Raw genomic sequence first — 13098 nt, 5'->3', positions numbered from 1 at the left:
TCACCGAGCACCAGCTGTTTCGTGCCACCTGCGCCCAGTGCATCAACACGACGACGGTGACGCTGCCCGAGACGGTGAGTGGCTCCCAGATGGGGGCGAACCTGCTCAGTTACATCTCGCTGCAAAGCGGGCAGTTTCGTCAGCGAATACTGTCGTTGGTGGAGACGGCCAAACGACTGGGGCGTTGTCCAGAGGAGTGGCTGCGCGCCGTCGTCCGTGCCTGCATCGAGAAAACGGATTACCCCATACCTGTCGAGTTGTGTGCGTCAAGCCCCGGCGGCTGAACGGTTACATGTCGGTTGAGTAATGAGAAGGGCACATATGCCAACAACTGAAACCTTATATAATAGAGTTCATATGAAAATACATTCTCGTAAGCTAAACACAGCTGATTTTCAAGCCATGAAGGCACTCCTTATAAAAGAAGGTAAAAATGAGTGGAATTACATTACCGATGCAAGCATCGAGCATCAATTTCAACTTGTTAATCAGGGTAAAGCCATTCCCGTTTTAGCAGAAGAGAGTGGCATTGTTGGCTTCGCGATGCTCATTATAAAAGAGGCGTGCCCAGCCAAGTTGAGCAAGTATGCTGCGCTATCAGATATCGCGTATGTAAATGACATCGTTGTTGTCGCAAGTCAACGTGGTAAGGGCCTAGGCAGCCAGCTCCTGAAAGAGTCGATTAAACTTGCTGGCAATGAAAAATGCAGCCATGTTTATATCGAGCGTCACGAAGAAAATATGTTCTCTGCGGGCATGATGCGAAAAGCTGGGTTTGAGCTGGTAGAGACATTCTATGACCCAAATAAACGCACTGCAGGATCAAGAAAAACCTCGGTGCTAACTATATGCACACAACAAATATGAGGCCCCCACCTTTCTGGGTCCGGCGCAGTCTCACCAGCAAACCAATAGGTGAATCTCCCAGGGCGAGATTGCGAACATTTCTTGAGCAAGCGGAGTGTGATTGACCAGCAGAGCGGGCTGTGATCTTATACTCCCTTTTACGGGAGTTTCGCCTTGAACCACCATGCTGCCTTTGTTCAAATCTTCTCCGACCTCAAAGACCCTCGCCAAGCGACAAAGATTGAGTATCCCTTTTTCGATGTGCTGTTTCTGACCGTCTGTGCTGTCATCGGTGGGGCAGAAGGCTGGGAAGATATCGAGATTTTTGGCGAGACTCATCTTGTATGACTTCAACGCAATGGTCTGTTTACTAAAGGATTGCTGGTTCACGACACCATCGCCAGGATCATCTCCCGTATCAAGCCAGAGCAGTTTCAGAACGCCTTTTTGCGATGGATGCAGGCCACCGTCGAGCGCACCGATGGCACGCTGATTGCCATCGATGGCAAGACCTTGCGTAGTTCTTACGATCGTGACAGCCGACAATCCGCCATTCATATGGTCAGCGCCTTTGCGGCTCACAATCGGCTGGTACTCGGTCAGGTCAAAACGGATGCCAAATCCAACGAGATCACCGCAATTCCGGAATTACTGGCCTTGCTCGATGTGAAGGGATGCCTGGTTTCCATCGATGCGATGGGTTGCCAAACCCACATTGCTTCGACCATTTTCAACGGCGGTGGTGACTACCTGCTGGCCGTCAAAGGCAATCAACCCACCCTGCATAACGCAGTACGCAGCGCTCTTGCCGACGCCATGAAGGCCCCGTTGACCGAGGAAAGCCTCGGCCTTGAGCAACAGCATGGTCGCATGGAGGGGCGCTAATACCATGTGTTGCCAGCTGGCGCGTTGGCAGCGGTGTTCCCAGAGTGGAAAAACCTTAAAACCATTGGCGTGGCGATATCTTATCGTGTTGAAAATAAGAGGAAACTATCGATTGAACATCGCTACTACATCAGCTCGGCCGAGTTGACGCCAGCACAGTTTGCCGCAGCGGTGCGCGGACATTGGGCGATAGAGAATAGCCTGCACTGGGTGCTGGATGTGGTGATGAATGAGGATGGCTGCCAGATCTATCGAGGGAATGCAGCCGAAATATTGGCCAACGCCCGGCATATGGCGCTGAACATGCTGCGTGTCGAGACCACGCGCAAAGCCAGCTTGCGGAAGAAACAGCAATTTGCAGGCATGAGCAGCGACTATCCCGAAAAGGTGTTAACAGCAGGGTTGTCGAAGCTGGTCCAAATCTAACAAATTGTTCGCGCTCTCGTCCTGAGCATGGGGGCGATGGAAAAACGCTGTGCCTACATAAAAATCATCCGGGTTGGCCAAAGAAAGGGGCGGGTCTTATCACAACGTGAAGCAGCCCCAGAAAATGAATTTTGTCACCGCGCCATGCGAGGCCCTGTGATAATATCCGGCTAATAGAAAGGGTATCTGCGCGATCATGAATCAAGACCAACTTTTACAACGAGCCGAGCGACTATGTATACAGCGAGGGATCCGCTTCACCCCGACCCGACGTCAGGTATTTCGCCTGCTGGCGGCACACGGCAATGCCATCAGCGCCTATGATTTGTTGGCCCAACTGCAGAAAACGGAAGCCAATGCCAAGCCGCCAACCGTCTATCGGGCACTCGATTTTTTGCTCGAACAGGGATTCGCTCACAAGGTGGAATCGCTTAACGCGTATATCTTCTGCTGCCACTTCGATCACGCTCACCCGATGCAGCTGCTGATCTGCGACAAGTGCGGGGATGTGGTCGAGCTTCATGATACGGCGATCGATAGCGCGTTTTCCGAGCAGGCCCACTTGCATGGTTTTACCATTACCAATAAGACGATAGAGGCACATGGCCAATGTGCCCGTTGTACGCCCACTGTAGGAAGTCATCATGAAGGCTGATTTTGTAAATCCGTTCCTGCTATCCCTGCTCAATGTGCTCTCGACCATGGCACAGCTGGAACTCAAACCGGGCAAACCGAAACGCAAGATGGATGAGCTGGCGCGCGGCGACGTCTCCGGCCTGATCGGCATGGTCGGCCCGCAGACCCGTGGCTCCCTCTCCATTAGCTTCGAGAAAGGGCTGGCGCTGGAGATCATGCGCCGCATGCTGGGGGAAGCTCCCGCCTCCATTAACGAAGAGGTGACCGACATGGTCGGTGAAATCACCAACATGGTAACCGGCGGAGCCAAGCGGATGCTGGGTGAGAAGGGCTACGAGTTTGACATGGCGACCCCCATCATCGTCTCCGGCCCCAACCACACCATTACCCACCGTGCCGATGGCACCAAGATCATGATGCCGTTTGAATCGGATTTCGGTCGCGCCACCATCGAAATCTGCTTCGAGTAACCCTATGTGGAAAGCATTGAAATGGATTTTCATCTGCTGGGCCCTGCTGCTGATCCTCTCTGATATCCAGATCAGCACCTCCCTCTACAAATACGAAGATAACCGGGTGCTCATCAACTTCCCGCGCTGGGAAGCCAAGCAGCCCTGGGGCACCTTCGAGTGGCATGCCGGACGGGTAGAAACCCACTGGTATGGTCTGGAGGGCAAACCCAAACTGAAAGGCCCGCAAATCTGATCCGGTAACGGATCCGGCAGAAACAAAAGAGGCCAGCAGATGCTGGCCTCTCAGACTGCTGACAAACCCCTGGACGCCGATCCCGAGGTTTGATCTCATTGCTGCATGGTCAATTAATGGACTGCGCCATGCTCAGAGAGCCCGCACCCCAGCAATTTGAGATCGAGATGGTTACCCTTGAGGAGCTCGTCCCCCAAGACAACCTCTTGCGCAAAATTGACAAGTTCATCTCCTTTGACTTCATTCGCTACAAGGTTCGCCACTGCTATTGCCCAGACAATGGTCGTCCCGCCATCGACCCGGTCCTCTTCTTCAAGATGCTCTTGGGACATCCACCTTACCCAGTGTTAGCGGAAAACACGCTCGGTGGAATGAATTCGAGATATGATGTCATGCTGCTGGATAAGTAAGCAGTGAATTTCGCTGTAAACAACATCGCCGCTATCTATATAGCTACCTGATTACCCATGACCCTTAGCCAGCTTCAAGAGCCGATATGGCATCGGCGGGCTTGCCACGACGGCATGCCCCAATTCAACCAACATGCTCTTGAGGTCAAAACGATGATTAAACCGGAAGCAGTATTCAGCAAGATGTCTCGGTAAATGCTTTGCTCCGAGCGTATGGCAGCTGCCCCGCAGCGAGTTTTTCACATTCCCTATCATCGTGTTTACCCAGTTGAATGCCGGATGCTCCAGCAAGTCAAGGTTGCCCCCGGTGACAACACCTAGGTGCTCACGAGCGCTTACGTCGCTTGGAAGAGGAGAATACCATTCCATTAGGCTACTGCTCTCTTGATGTCCGACTCCCTGAACAGTTCTCGCTAGTCGAGAAACTCAAGCAGAGCCATGCAGTTGCCCGTGTTTGCGAGGTGTTCGGGATCCACCGCAGCAGTTACAAATATTGGGCTGGCAGGGTAACGACCATTTCTCCCCAGCTTGTCGAACTGCGCAGCGAAATACGCCATGCGTATGAACTCAGCAATGGGTCTGCTGGCGTACGCACGATAGCGGGGATCGTGACTGAGAGGGGATTGCTTCTCAGGCTATCGTAGGTTGGTTCGATTTTGCCTTCGGTATTTTCGTTGTGTTGAGTAGCAAGAAACGATTTTTCATTTTTTGTTGCGGAATATAGACTCAAATCAAAGCAACGCGGTGGAAAATTTAACCATGAGTGACGTAATCAAAAAGTTTCTGAAACTGGAGGCCGCCTCCGGAATAATTCTGATCATGGCTGCCATGCTGGCTATGATTTTAGCCAATACCGCCCTAGTTGGCGGGTATCAGGCATTTCTCGACACGCCGGTGCAGGTGCGCATCGCGGCTCTCGACATCAACAAGCCGCTGCTGCTCTGGATCAACGATGGCTTTATGGCGATCTTCTTCCTGCTGGTTGGTCTGGAAGTGAAGCGTGAAATGCTGGAAGGGGCGCTCTCGACCCGGGTTCAGGCGACCTTCCCGGCTATTGCGGCGGTGGGTGGTATGCTGGCGCCAGCACTGATTTATGTCTTCTTCAACTACTCGGATGAAGTGGCGCGCGCTGGCTGGGCGATTCCGGCTGCGACCGACATCGCCTTTGCCCTCGGGGTGATGGCTCTGCTCGGCAAGCGGGTGCCGGTGAGCCTCAAGGTATTCCTGTTGGCGCTGGCCATCATGGATGACCTCGGTGTCATCATCATCATCGCGCTCTTCTATACCCAGCAGCTGTCGCTGGAGGCGCTGGCCATCGGTATTCTGGCAACCCTCACCCTGCTTTGGATGAATCGCCGTGGTGAGGACAGGATCAGCCTCTACATGCTGGTCGGTCTGGTGCTCTGGGTTGCGGTGCTCAAGTCTGGTGTTCATGCGACCCTGGCGGGTGTAGTGGTGGGCTTTATGGTTCCGCTTAACGGCAAGCGTTACGCCTCGCCGCTCAAGTATCTGGAGCATCAGTTGCACCCCTGGAGTGCCTATCTGATCCTGCCGCTGTTTGCCTTTGCCAACGCAGGGGTATCGTTGGAAGGGATTGGTCTCTCCTCCCTGCTGAGTCCGGTACCCATGGGGATCATGCTGGGGCTGTTTATCGGCAAGCCGCTCGGGGTGTTCACCATCAGCTGGCTGTCGGTCAAGCTGGGCATCGCCCAGTTGCCGCCTGGGGTCAACTTCAAGCAGATTTTTGCGGTCAGCATCCTCTGTGGCATCGGGTTCACCATGTCGATGTTTATCGCGTCGCTCGCCTTCGAGCACGGTGGGCTGGATTACGGCAGCTACTCTCGCCTCGGGATCCTAGTGGGCTCCACCATGGCGGCGGTAGTCGGCTATCTGGCCTTGCGCATGGCCCTTCCCAAGGGTGAAGGGGAACAGAGTACGGAGGGACTATGAAGCTGCATACAGGTTTGTTGATGCTGTTGTTGAGCCCCGCGGCCTGGGCCGGCGGGCTGGAGGATTGCAAGCAGGACGTCGCCTCGGCGAGCTGCTCTGCCTATTTGAATGGAGTGGTAGACAGCGCCCTGCTGCTGGGGGACAAGCAGGCCAAGGCGCGCTTTGGCGAGACCTTCTCCGAGCGGGCGCTGAGCAGCCGGGCTGGCGAGATGGTCAAGCGCTCCAACAAGCGTTATTGCGCGGACCGGATGCCTGACAAGGCTCGCCTCAAGGCCAGTCTGATGGAGCAGTTTGGCGCGAACAAGGTTGACTCGGTCAGCGACATGTATGACATACTGGCGGTTGAACTCAGCTGCTACCGGAGTCCGCGTCAAGCGGGAACCCCATCGGATGTCACACCTTAACTACAACCATCTCTACTATTTCTGGATGACTCAGAAGAAGGGCTCCGTTACCCAGGCAGCGGAAGCCCTTTTTTTGACCCCGCAGACGGTCACTGGCCAGATCAAGTTGCTGGAGCAGCGCCTCGGTGGCAAGCTGCTCAAACGCAAGGGGCGCTCCCTCGAGGCGACCGAGCTGGGCCAGCTGGTATTTCGTTATGCCGACAAGATGTTCAGCCTCTCCTACGAGATGCTCGATATCGTCAACTACCGCAAGGAGAGCCAGATCCTGTTCGACGTCGGCATCGCCGATGCCCTCTCCAAGCGCCTTGCCAGCCGCGTGCTGCTCTCTGTCATCCCCAATGATGGTTCTATCCATCTGCGCTGTTTCGAATCGACCCACGAACTGCTGCTGGAGCAGTTGAGCGAGCACAAGCTCGATATGATCCTCTCCGACTGTCCTGTGGACTCCAGCCAGCATGCGGGGCTGCTCTCCAAACGGCTGGGCGGCTGTGGCGTCAGCTTCTTCTGCAAGGCGCCGTTGCCTGAAAAGCCCTTTCCCGCTTGTCTAGAAGAGCGCAAGCTGCTGATCCCCGGTCGCCGTACCGCCATGGGGCGCCAGCTGACCCAGTGGTTCGAGCAGCAGGGTGTCTCCCCCAGCATTCTTGGCGAGTTTGATGATGCCGCCTTGATGAAGGCGTTTGGCTTCTTTAATCAGGGCATCTTCATGGCTCCCACCATCTATCGGGAGGAGATCCTTGAGGGGGAGGGGGTGATGCTGATCGGGGAAACTCAGGATCTGATGGAGGAGTATTACGTCATCTTCGCCGAGCGGATGATCCAGCATCCGGCGGTGAAGCGGGTCTGCGAGAGCGATTTTACCTTTCTCTTTTCTGGCCAGGAGAACTTCTCCGCCATCCAGCCGGCCACCCTGTCGTTTTAAAACGACCCGTCACCACGTATCATCGGCGATGAGTGGTAGAGGAGAGATGTGATGCAACTTGAAGAGATGGAAGCCAATGCGAGTAAAGCGGTGGCCTTGCTCAAGGCGTTGGCCAACGAGCGGCGGCTGTTTATTCTGTGCCAGTTGCTGGAGCGCGAACTGTCAGTGGGGGAGCTCAACGAGCGATTGGGACTGAGTCAATCGGCCTTGTCACAGCATCTGGCGCTGCTGCGGCGCGATGAGCTGGTGACGACGCGCAAAGAGGCCCAGACGGTCTACTATTCGCTGCGCAGCTATGAGGTGCGTGAAATGATCAGTTTGCTGCATAGACTTTATTGCAGCGCAGATAAATAAAAAACCGGCACTAAGGCCGGTTTTTTCAGCTTTGATCAGCAGAAGCTGATTAAGCCATAGCTTTGATCTGGGCAGACAGGCGGCTCTTGTGACGAGCTGCTTTGTTCTTGTGGATCAGGCCTTTGGTCGCCATACGATCCATGATCGGCTGAGCAACAGCGAAAGCGGCAGTCGCGGCAGCTTTGTCGCCAGAGGCGATAGCAGCGATGACTTTCTTCAGGTAGGTACGGGTCATGGAACGACGGCTGGCGTTGTGCTGACGGCGTTTTTCTGACTGAAGAGCGCGCTTCTTAGCAGATTTGATGTTAGCCAAGGTAAAACTCCTAAAACTGTCTTAGCGAGTGTATTGAAAAGGCCCGAAAATATGCCCTTCCAACCACATAATGTCAAATGATTTGTGCAAATAAACACCGCCTCCCGGTGGTGTGTCAGTAGGGAGACGGTTAAACTGTCGGCCGATTCTAGCAGCATTCTTTTCATTCTGACAGTTCCAGAGGCCTCGTCTTGAGTAAGAAATTGATCAAATCCGGCATGATAGTGTCCGGAATGACGCTGGTATCCCGTGTAATGGGCTTGGTTCGCGATGTGGTCATCGCCAATCTGCTTGGTGCCGGGGTGGCCGCAGACGTCTTCTTCTTTGCCAATCGCATTCCCAACTTTCTGCGTCGCCTGTTCGCCGAAGGCGCCTTCAACCAGGCCTTTGTTCCCGTGATGACGGAGTACAAGAAAAAGGGCGATGAGGGGGAGGTGCGTGAATTGCTGGCCGCGGTGGCGGGCACGTTGGGGGGGATAGTGACTGTGGTTACCCTGCTCGGGGTGCTGGGGTCGGGTGTGCTGACTGCGCTGTTTGGCTGGGGCTGGTTCTGGGACTGGCTGCACGGCGGCCCTGCGGCCGAGAAGTTCGAGCTCGCCAGTCTGATGCTCAAGATCACCTTCCCCTACCTCTGGTTTATCACCTTTACCGCCATGGCGGGGGCTATTCTCAACACCTTTGGCCGCTTTGCTGTCTCGTCGTTTACGCCGGTGTTTCTCAACATCACCATGATTGCGGCGGCCTGGTGGATTGCGCCGCTGATGGACAAACCGGAGATCTCGCTGGCGATTGGTGTCTTTTTGGGCGGTTTGGTGCAGTTTTTGTTCCAGTTCCCGTTTTTGCGCCAAATCAACATGCTGGTGTGGCCCAAGTGGGGATGGCATCACCCTGGGGTGGTGAAGATCCGCACACTGATGATCCCGGCCCTGTTCGGGGTCTCGGTCAGCCAGATCAACCTGCTGGTTAACACCATGCTGGCTTCGTTCCTCGCGACCGGTGCCATCAGTTATCTCTATTACTCGGATCGCCTGCTGGAGTTCCCCCTCGGGCTGTTTGCGGTGGCCATCAGTACCGTGATCCTGCCTGCGCTGGCGAAGAAGCATGTGGATGCCGATCCGGCCGACTTCTCCCGCACCATGGATTGGGGGGTGCGGATGGTGATGCTGCTTGGCTTGCCCGCCATGATAGGTATTGCGGTGATGCGTGAGCCGATTCTGCGGGTGTTGTTTATGCGCGGCGAGTTCGGCCTGCATGAAGTGAGCATGTCGAGCGCCAGCTTGCTGGCCTCCACCACCGGGCTGCTCTCCCTGATGCTGATCAAGGTGCTGGCGCCCGGTTACTACGCCCGTCAGGACACCAAAACGCCGGTGCGGATCGGGGTGATGTCGATGATCGCCAACATGGCCTGCAACCTTATCTTCATCTACCCGCTTGGCTATGTGGGGCTGGCGCTCTCGACCGCCTGCTCGGGCACTCTGAATGCGGCTTTGCTGTTCAAGGGGTTGTACCAGCAGAGCGTCTATCGTCCCTCCCGCCATACCGGCGTGTTCTGCCTCAAGTTGCTGGTCGCCAGCGTGCTGATGGGGGGCGTGCTCGCCTATCTGTCGCCGGATCTGGCCCAGTGGGGTGCATGGAGCATGGGCAAGGCCAGTTTGCAGCTGACCATGCTGCTGTCGCTGGGGGCCGGGGTCTATGCCGTGGTGCTGCTGCTGCTGGGCATTCGGCCGCGTCACCTTAAATCGGGGCAGCAGTAGTCGTGATCCTGCGGCGCCATGGGGATAGTGCCTCATGGTGCCGCAGATGCGGGCTTGGGCCCGGATAGTTGAAATCAGGCTATGAGGGCTGACCCTGCCTGCTGCCTGATATATAATCCGCCGATTTCCACGGCAGCAACGCACAAGGCACTGATGGAGCTTATTCGCGGCATTCACAATCTCAAGCCCCGTCACCGGGGATGTGTATTGACCATTGGCAACTTTGATGGGGTTCATCAGGGTCACCATGCGGTATTGGCACGTCTCGAGGAGAAAGCGGCCCAGTTGGGATTGCCCGCCTGCGTCATGCTGTTCGAACCGCAGCCGCTGGAGCTGTTTGCTGGCACGGCGGCGCCCGCCCGGCTGAGCCGGTTGCGAGAGAAGTACGAAGCGCTCAAGGGGCTGCATATCGATCGCATGCTCTGTGTGCGCTTCAGCCACCGCTTTGCCGAGCAGGCGGCCTCGACCTTCATCGAGCAGTTGCTGGTGGAGAAGCTCGGGGTGCGCTATCTGGTGGTCGGCGATGATTTTCGCTTCGGCAAGGGGCGGGAAGGGGATTTCCACCTGCTGGAGGAGGCGGGTCATCGCTTCGGCTTCGAGGTGATCAATACCCAGAGCTTCCAGCTTGAACGGCAGCGGGTCAGCAGTACCCTGGTGCGCGAGGCCCTCAAGGCTGGCCGGATGGCGGAAGTGGAGTTGATGCTTGGCCGCCCCTACACCATCAGTGGCCGGGTGGCCCACGGTGACAAGCTGGGGCGCACCATAGGTTTTCCCACCGCCAATCTGGCCCTCAAGCGCCAAGTGATTCCGGTCGGTGGCGTGTTCGCGGTGGAAGTGATATGTTCCGGCAAGACCTTCCCCGGTGTAGCCAATGTGGGTGTACGGCCGACCTTGAGCGGTACACAAGCCAGATTGGAAGTACATCTATTTGATTTTTCTGGTGATCTATATGGTCAGCAGGTCAAAGTGCTGCTGCGCCACAAGCTGCGCGAAGAGCAGAAGTTTGTCTCTTTCACTGCCCTGAAAGAGCAAATCGAACGAGATGCCCTGGCGGCCCGAGCCTGGTTCGGGCTGCCACTATTTCATTTACCCATCACTCTTTTAGAAAAGAAGGGAACCCAGGACTGATGAGCGACTATAAACACACCCTGAATCTTCCGGAAACCGAGTTTCCGATGCGTGGCGATCTGGCCAAGCGCGAACCCAACATGCTGAAACGTTGGTACGATCAGGATCTCTACGGCGCTATTCGCCGCGCCAAAGCGGGCAAGCCTTCTTTCATTCTGCATGATGGCCCCCCCTATGCGAACGGCAACATTCACATCGGTCACTCGGTCAACAAGATCCTCAAAGACATCATCATCAAGTCCAAGGGCCTCTCCGGTTTCGATTCCCCCTATGTGCCGGGTTGGGATTGCCACGGTCTGCCTATCGAACTGAAAGTAGAAGGCATGGTCGGCAAGCCGGGTGAGAAGGTTTCCGCTGCCGAATTCCGCACCGAGTGCCGCAAATACGCCAAAACCCAGATCGAAGCGCAAAAGACCGACTTCATCCGTCTGGGTGTGCTGGGCGACTGGGAACATCCCTACCTGACCATGGATTTTGGCACCGAAGCCAACATCATCCGCTCCATGGCCAAGATCGTTGAAAATGGCCACCTGCACAAAGGCTCCAAGCCTGTGCACTGGTGTACCGATTGCGGCTCCGCCCTGGCTGAAGCCGAAGTGGAGTACTACGACAAGAACTCCCCCTCCATCGATGTGCGCTTCAAGGCCGTTGACGAGGCGACCGTTGCCGCCAAGTTTGACTGCGCCGAAGGCCACACCGGCAAGGGCCCGATCTCTGCGGTGATCTGGACCACTACCCCGTGGACCCTGCCAGCCAACCGCGCCATCGCCATGCACGCCGATCTGGATTACGCACTGGTGCAGGTTGAAGGTGAGCACCCCGAGCGTCTGATCCTGGCCGCCGAGCTGGTCAAGGACGTCATGGATCGCGCCGGTATCGAGCAGTTCCACAATCTGGGCTACGCCAAGGGCGCGGCACTCGAGCTGCTGCGCTTCAACCACCCCTTCTACAGCTTCGACGTGCCGGTGGTGCTGGGTGACCACGTTACCCTGGATGCCGGTACTGGCGCGGTGCACACCGCCCCTGGCCATGGTCAGGAGGACTTCGTAGTCGGTCAGAAGTACGGTCTGGAAGTGGCCAACCCGGTTGGCAGCAACGGCGTTTACCTGCCGGATACCGAACTGTTTGCCGGCCAGCATGTATTCAAGGCCAACGCAGCGGTTGTCGAGGTGTTGACCGAGCGCGGCGCCCTGCTGCACCACAAGGTGTTCAACCACTCCTATCCGCACTGCTGGCGTCACAAGACCCCGATCATCTTCCGTGCCACCCCGCAGTGGTTCATCAGCATGGAGCAGAAGGGTCTGCGCAAGCGCGCGCTGGAAGAGATCGAGCGCATCGAGAAGGACGGCATTGCCCAGCAAGGCCAGAGCGGCTGGGTGCCGGCCTGGGGTAAAAACCGCATTCAGGCGATGGTCGAGAACCGTCCTGACTGGTGTATCTCCCGTCAGCGCACCTGGGGTGTGCCTATCTCCCTGTTTGTCCACAAAGAGACTCAGGCGCTGCACCCGGAATCTGTGCGCCTGATGCACGAAGTGGCCAAGCGGGTCGAGCAGTCCGGCATCCAGGCCTGGTGGGATCTGGACAAGGCCGAGCTGCTGGGCAGCGATGCTGACATGTACGACAAGGTGCCTGACACCCTGGACGTCTGGTTTGACTCAGGTTCGACCCACTCCTCCGTGGTCGACGCCCGTCCCGAGTTCAACGGCAACCCGGCCGACATGTATCTGGAAGGCTCTGACCAGCACCGCGGCTGGTTCATGTCCTCCCTGATGATCGGTGTTGCCATGAAAGACAAGGCTCCCTACAACCAGGTGCTGACTCACGGCTTCACCGTGGATGGCCAGGGGCGCAAGATGTCCAAGTCCATCGGCAACGTGGTGAGCCCGCAAGACGTAATGAACAAGCTGGGTGCCGACATCCTGCGTCTGTGGGTAGCGAGCACTGACTACACCGGCGAGATGACCGTCTCCGACGAGATCCTCAAGCGTTCTGCCGATGCCTATCGCCGTATCCGTAACACTGCCCGCTTCCTGCTGGCCAACCTGAACGGTTTCAATCCGGCGACCGATATGGTTCGTGAGCCTTCACAAATGGTGGAGCTGGATCGTTGGGCTATTGGCCGTGCCAAAGATGTTCAGAAGGCAATTACTGAGGCTTACGAGTCATATAATTTCCATGGCGTGACTCAGCTTTTGATGCAGTTCTGCTCCATCGAGATGGGCTCCTTCTATCTGGATATCATCAAGGACCGCCAGTACACCGCCAAGGCTGACAGCCTGGCCCGTCGCTCCTGCCAGACCGCCCTCTATCATATCGCCGAGGCCATGGTGCGCTGGATGGCGCCGATCATGAGCTTCACCGCTGATGA

General features: G+C 56.4%; 12 protein-coding genes and 5 pseudogenes. 15 read left to right on the top strand and 2 right to left on the bottom strand.

Annotated elements, in window-relative coordinates; translation table 11 throughout:
* The 7 genes and pseudogenes from ACRAUW_RS13100 to ACRAUW_RS13070 all read left to right on the top strand — a co-directional run.
* Nucleotides 1-284: pseudogene (locus ACRAUW_RS13100) on the top strand (hypothetical protein); the annotation flags it as partial.
* 73 nt (nucleotides 285-357) lie between these two features.
* Nucleotides 358-867, top strand: a complete 510-nt coding sequence (locus ACRAUW_RS13095) for an N-acetyltransferase family protein (RefSeq protein WP_431362618.1) — start codon at nucleotides 358-360, stop codon at nucleotides 865-867.
* A gap of 153 nt (nucleotides 868-1020) precedes the next feature.
* Nucleotides 1021-2157 (top strand): annotated as a pseudogene (locus ACRAUW_RS13090) (ISAs1 family transposase).
* A 196-nt stretch (nucleotides 2158-2353) separates the two neighbouring features.
* Nucleotides 2354-2812: a zinc uptake transcriptional repressor Zur gene (gene zur / locus ACRAUW_RS13085; protein WP_431362617.1), complete on the top strand. Its 459-nt coding sequence runs from the start codon at nucleotides 2354-2356 to the stop codon at nucleotides 2810-2812.
* The gene (locus ACRAUW_RS13080; protein WP_005343179.1) at nucleotides 2802-3263 is read left to right on the top strand and encodes a chemotaxis protein CheX; all 462 of its coding nucleotides are present in this window, start codon (nucleotides 2802-2804) and stop codon (nucleotides 3261-3263) included. The genes zur and ACRAUW_RS13080 overlap by 11 nt, the downstream gene beginning before the upstream one ends.
* 4 nt (nucleotides 3264-3267) lie before the next feature.
* Nucleotides 3268-3498: a hypothetical protein gene (locus ACRAUW_RS13075; RefSeq protein WP_431362616.1), complete on the top strand. Its 231-nt coding sequence runs from the start codon at nucleotides 3268-3270 to the stop codon at nucleotides 3496-3498.
* Between the two features lie 128 nt (nucleotides 3499-3626).
* Nucleotides 3627-3821: pseudogene (locus tag ACRAUW_RS13070) on the top strand (IS5/IS1182 family transposase); the annotation flags it as partial.
* Nucleotides 3822-3959: 138 nt separating this feature from the next.
* Here ACRAUW_RS13070 and ACRAUW_RS13065 read toward each other — a convergent pair.
* Nucleotides 3960-4235 (bottom strand): annotated as a pseudogene (locus tag ACRAUW_RS13065) (transposase); the annotation flags it as partial.
* Between the two features lie 2 nt (nucleotides 4236-4237).
* Between ACRAUW_RS13065 and ACRAUW_RS13060 the strand changes: the two are divergent.
* From ACRAUW_RS13060 to ACRAUW_RS13040, 5 genes and pseudogenes are all read left to right on the top strand, one after another.
* A pseudogene (locus ACRAUW_RS13060) lies at nucleotides 4238-4540 on the top strand (IS3 family transposase); the annotation flags it as partial.
* Between the two features lie 127 nt (nucleotides 4541-4667).
* Nucleotides 4668-5858, top strand: a complete 1191-nt coding sequence (nhaA, locus tag ACRAUW_RS13055; protein WP_431362615.1) for a Na+/H+ antiporter NhaA — start codon at nucleotides 4668-4670, stop codon at nucleotides 5856-5858.
* Entirely contained in the window at nucleotides 5855-6262 is a 408-nt protein-coding gene (locus ACRAUW_RS13050) for a hypothetical protein (RefSeq protein ID WP_431362614.1), read from the top strand. Before nhaA ends, ACRAUW_RS13050 begins: the two co-directional genes overlap by 4 nt.
* Nucleotides 6249-7181, top strand: coding sequence for a transcriptional activator NhaR (gene nhaR, locus ACRAUW_RS13045; protein ID WP_005340434.1), 933 nt, complete (start codon nucleotides 6249-6251; stop codon nucleotides 7179-7181). The genes ACRAUW_RS13050 and nhaR overlap by 14 nt, the downstream gene beginning before the upstream one ends.
* 51 nt (nucleotides 7182-7232) lie before the next feature.
* Nucleotides 7233-7535 (top strand): ArsR/SmtB family transcription factor, encoded by a 303-nt coding sequence (locus ACRAUW_RS13040; protein WP_431362613.1) that lies wholly within the window; start codon nucleotides 7233-7235, stop codon nucleotides 7533-7535.
* A 49-nt stretch (nucleotides 7536-7584) separates the two neighbouring features.
* On the opposite strand, the gene rpsT is transcribed toward ACRAUW_RS13040, so the two are convergent.
* Nucleotides 7585-7848, bottom strand: coding sequence for a 30S ribosomal protein S20 (gene rpsT / locus ACRAUW_RS13035; protein WP_005308808.1), 264 nt, complete (start codon nucleotides 7846-7848; stop codon nucleotides 7585-7587).
* 191 nt (nucleotides 7849-8039) lie between these two features.
* Here rpsT and murJ point away from each other — a divergent pair, with 191 nt between their 5' ends.
* From murJ to ileS, 3 genes are all read left to right on the top strand, one after another.
* Entirely contained in the window at nucleotides 8040-9602 is a 1563-nt protein-coding gene (gene murJ, locus ACRAUW_RS13030; protein WP_431362612.1) for a murein biosynthesis integral membrane protein MurJ, read from the top strand.
* A gap of 153 nt (nucleotides 9603-9755) precedes the next feature.
* Nucleotides 9756-10730, top strand: a complete 975-nt coding sequence (gene ribF / locus ACRAUW_RS13025; RefSeq protein WP_431362611.1) for a bifunctional riboflavin kinase/FAD synthetase — start codon at nucleotides 9756-9758, stop codon at nucleotides 10728-10730.
* Nucleotides 10730-13098 (top strand): isoleucine--tRNA ligase (gene ileS / locus ACRAUW_RS13020; RefSeq protein WP_431362610.1); only part of this gene is annotated, 2369 nt, incomplete at its 3' end. The genes ribF and ileS, both read left to right, overlap by 1 nt.

This window comes from Aeromonas sp. (assembly GCF_050633025.1).
Lineage (GTDB): Bacteria > Pseudomonadota > Gammaproteobacteria > Enterobacterales > Aeromonadaceae > Aeromonas.
The sequence above is the reverse complement of the archived record's forward strand: the minus strand, read 5'-3'. Positions and strand labels throughout refer to the sequence as shown.

Excerpts from the sequence above, each read along its gene's own strand:
- ACRAUW_RS13095 (WP_431362618.1), top strand. The coding sequence starts at position 358 with ATGAAAATACATTCTCGTAAGCTAAACACAGCTGATTTTCAAGCCATG.
- zur (WP_431362617.1), top strand. The coding sequence starts at position 2,354 with ATGAATCAAGACCAACTTTTACAACGAGCCGAGCGACTATGTATACAG.
- ACRAUW_RS13080 (WP_005343179.1), top strand. The coding sequence starts at position 2,802 with ATGAAGGCTGATTTTGTAAATCCGTTCCTGCTATCCCTGCTCAATGTG.
- ACRAUW_RS13075 (WP_431362616.1), top strand. The coding sequence starts at position 3,268 with ATGTGGAAAGCATTGAAATGGATTTTCATCTGCTGGGCCCTGCTGCTG.
- nhaA (WP_431362615.1), top strand. The coding sequence starts at position 4,668 with ATGAGTGACGTAATCAAAAAGTTTCTGAAACTGGAGGCCGCCTCCGGA.
- ACRAUW_RS13050 (WP_431362614.1), top strand. The coding sequence starts at position 5,855 with ATGAAGCTGCATACAGGTTTGTTGATGCTGTTGTTGAGCCCCGCGGCC.
- nhaR (WP_005340434.1), top strand. The coding sequence starts at position 6,249 with ATGTCACACCTTAACTACAACCATCTCTACTATTTCTGGATGACTCAG.
- ACRAUW_RS13040 (WP_431362613.1), top strand. The coding sequence starts at position 7,233 with ATGCAACTTGAAGAGATGGAAGCCAATGCGAGTAAAGCGGTGGCCTTG.
- ribF (WP_431362611.1), top strand. The coding sequence starts at position 9,756 with ATGGAGCTTATTCGCGGCATTCACAATCTCAAGCCCCGTCACCGGGGA.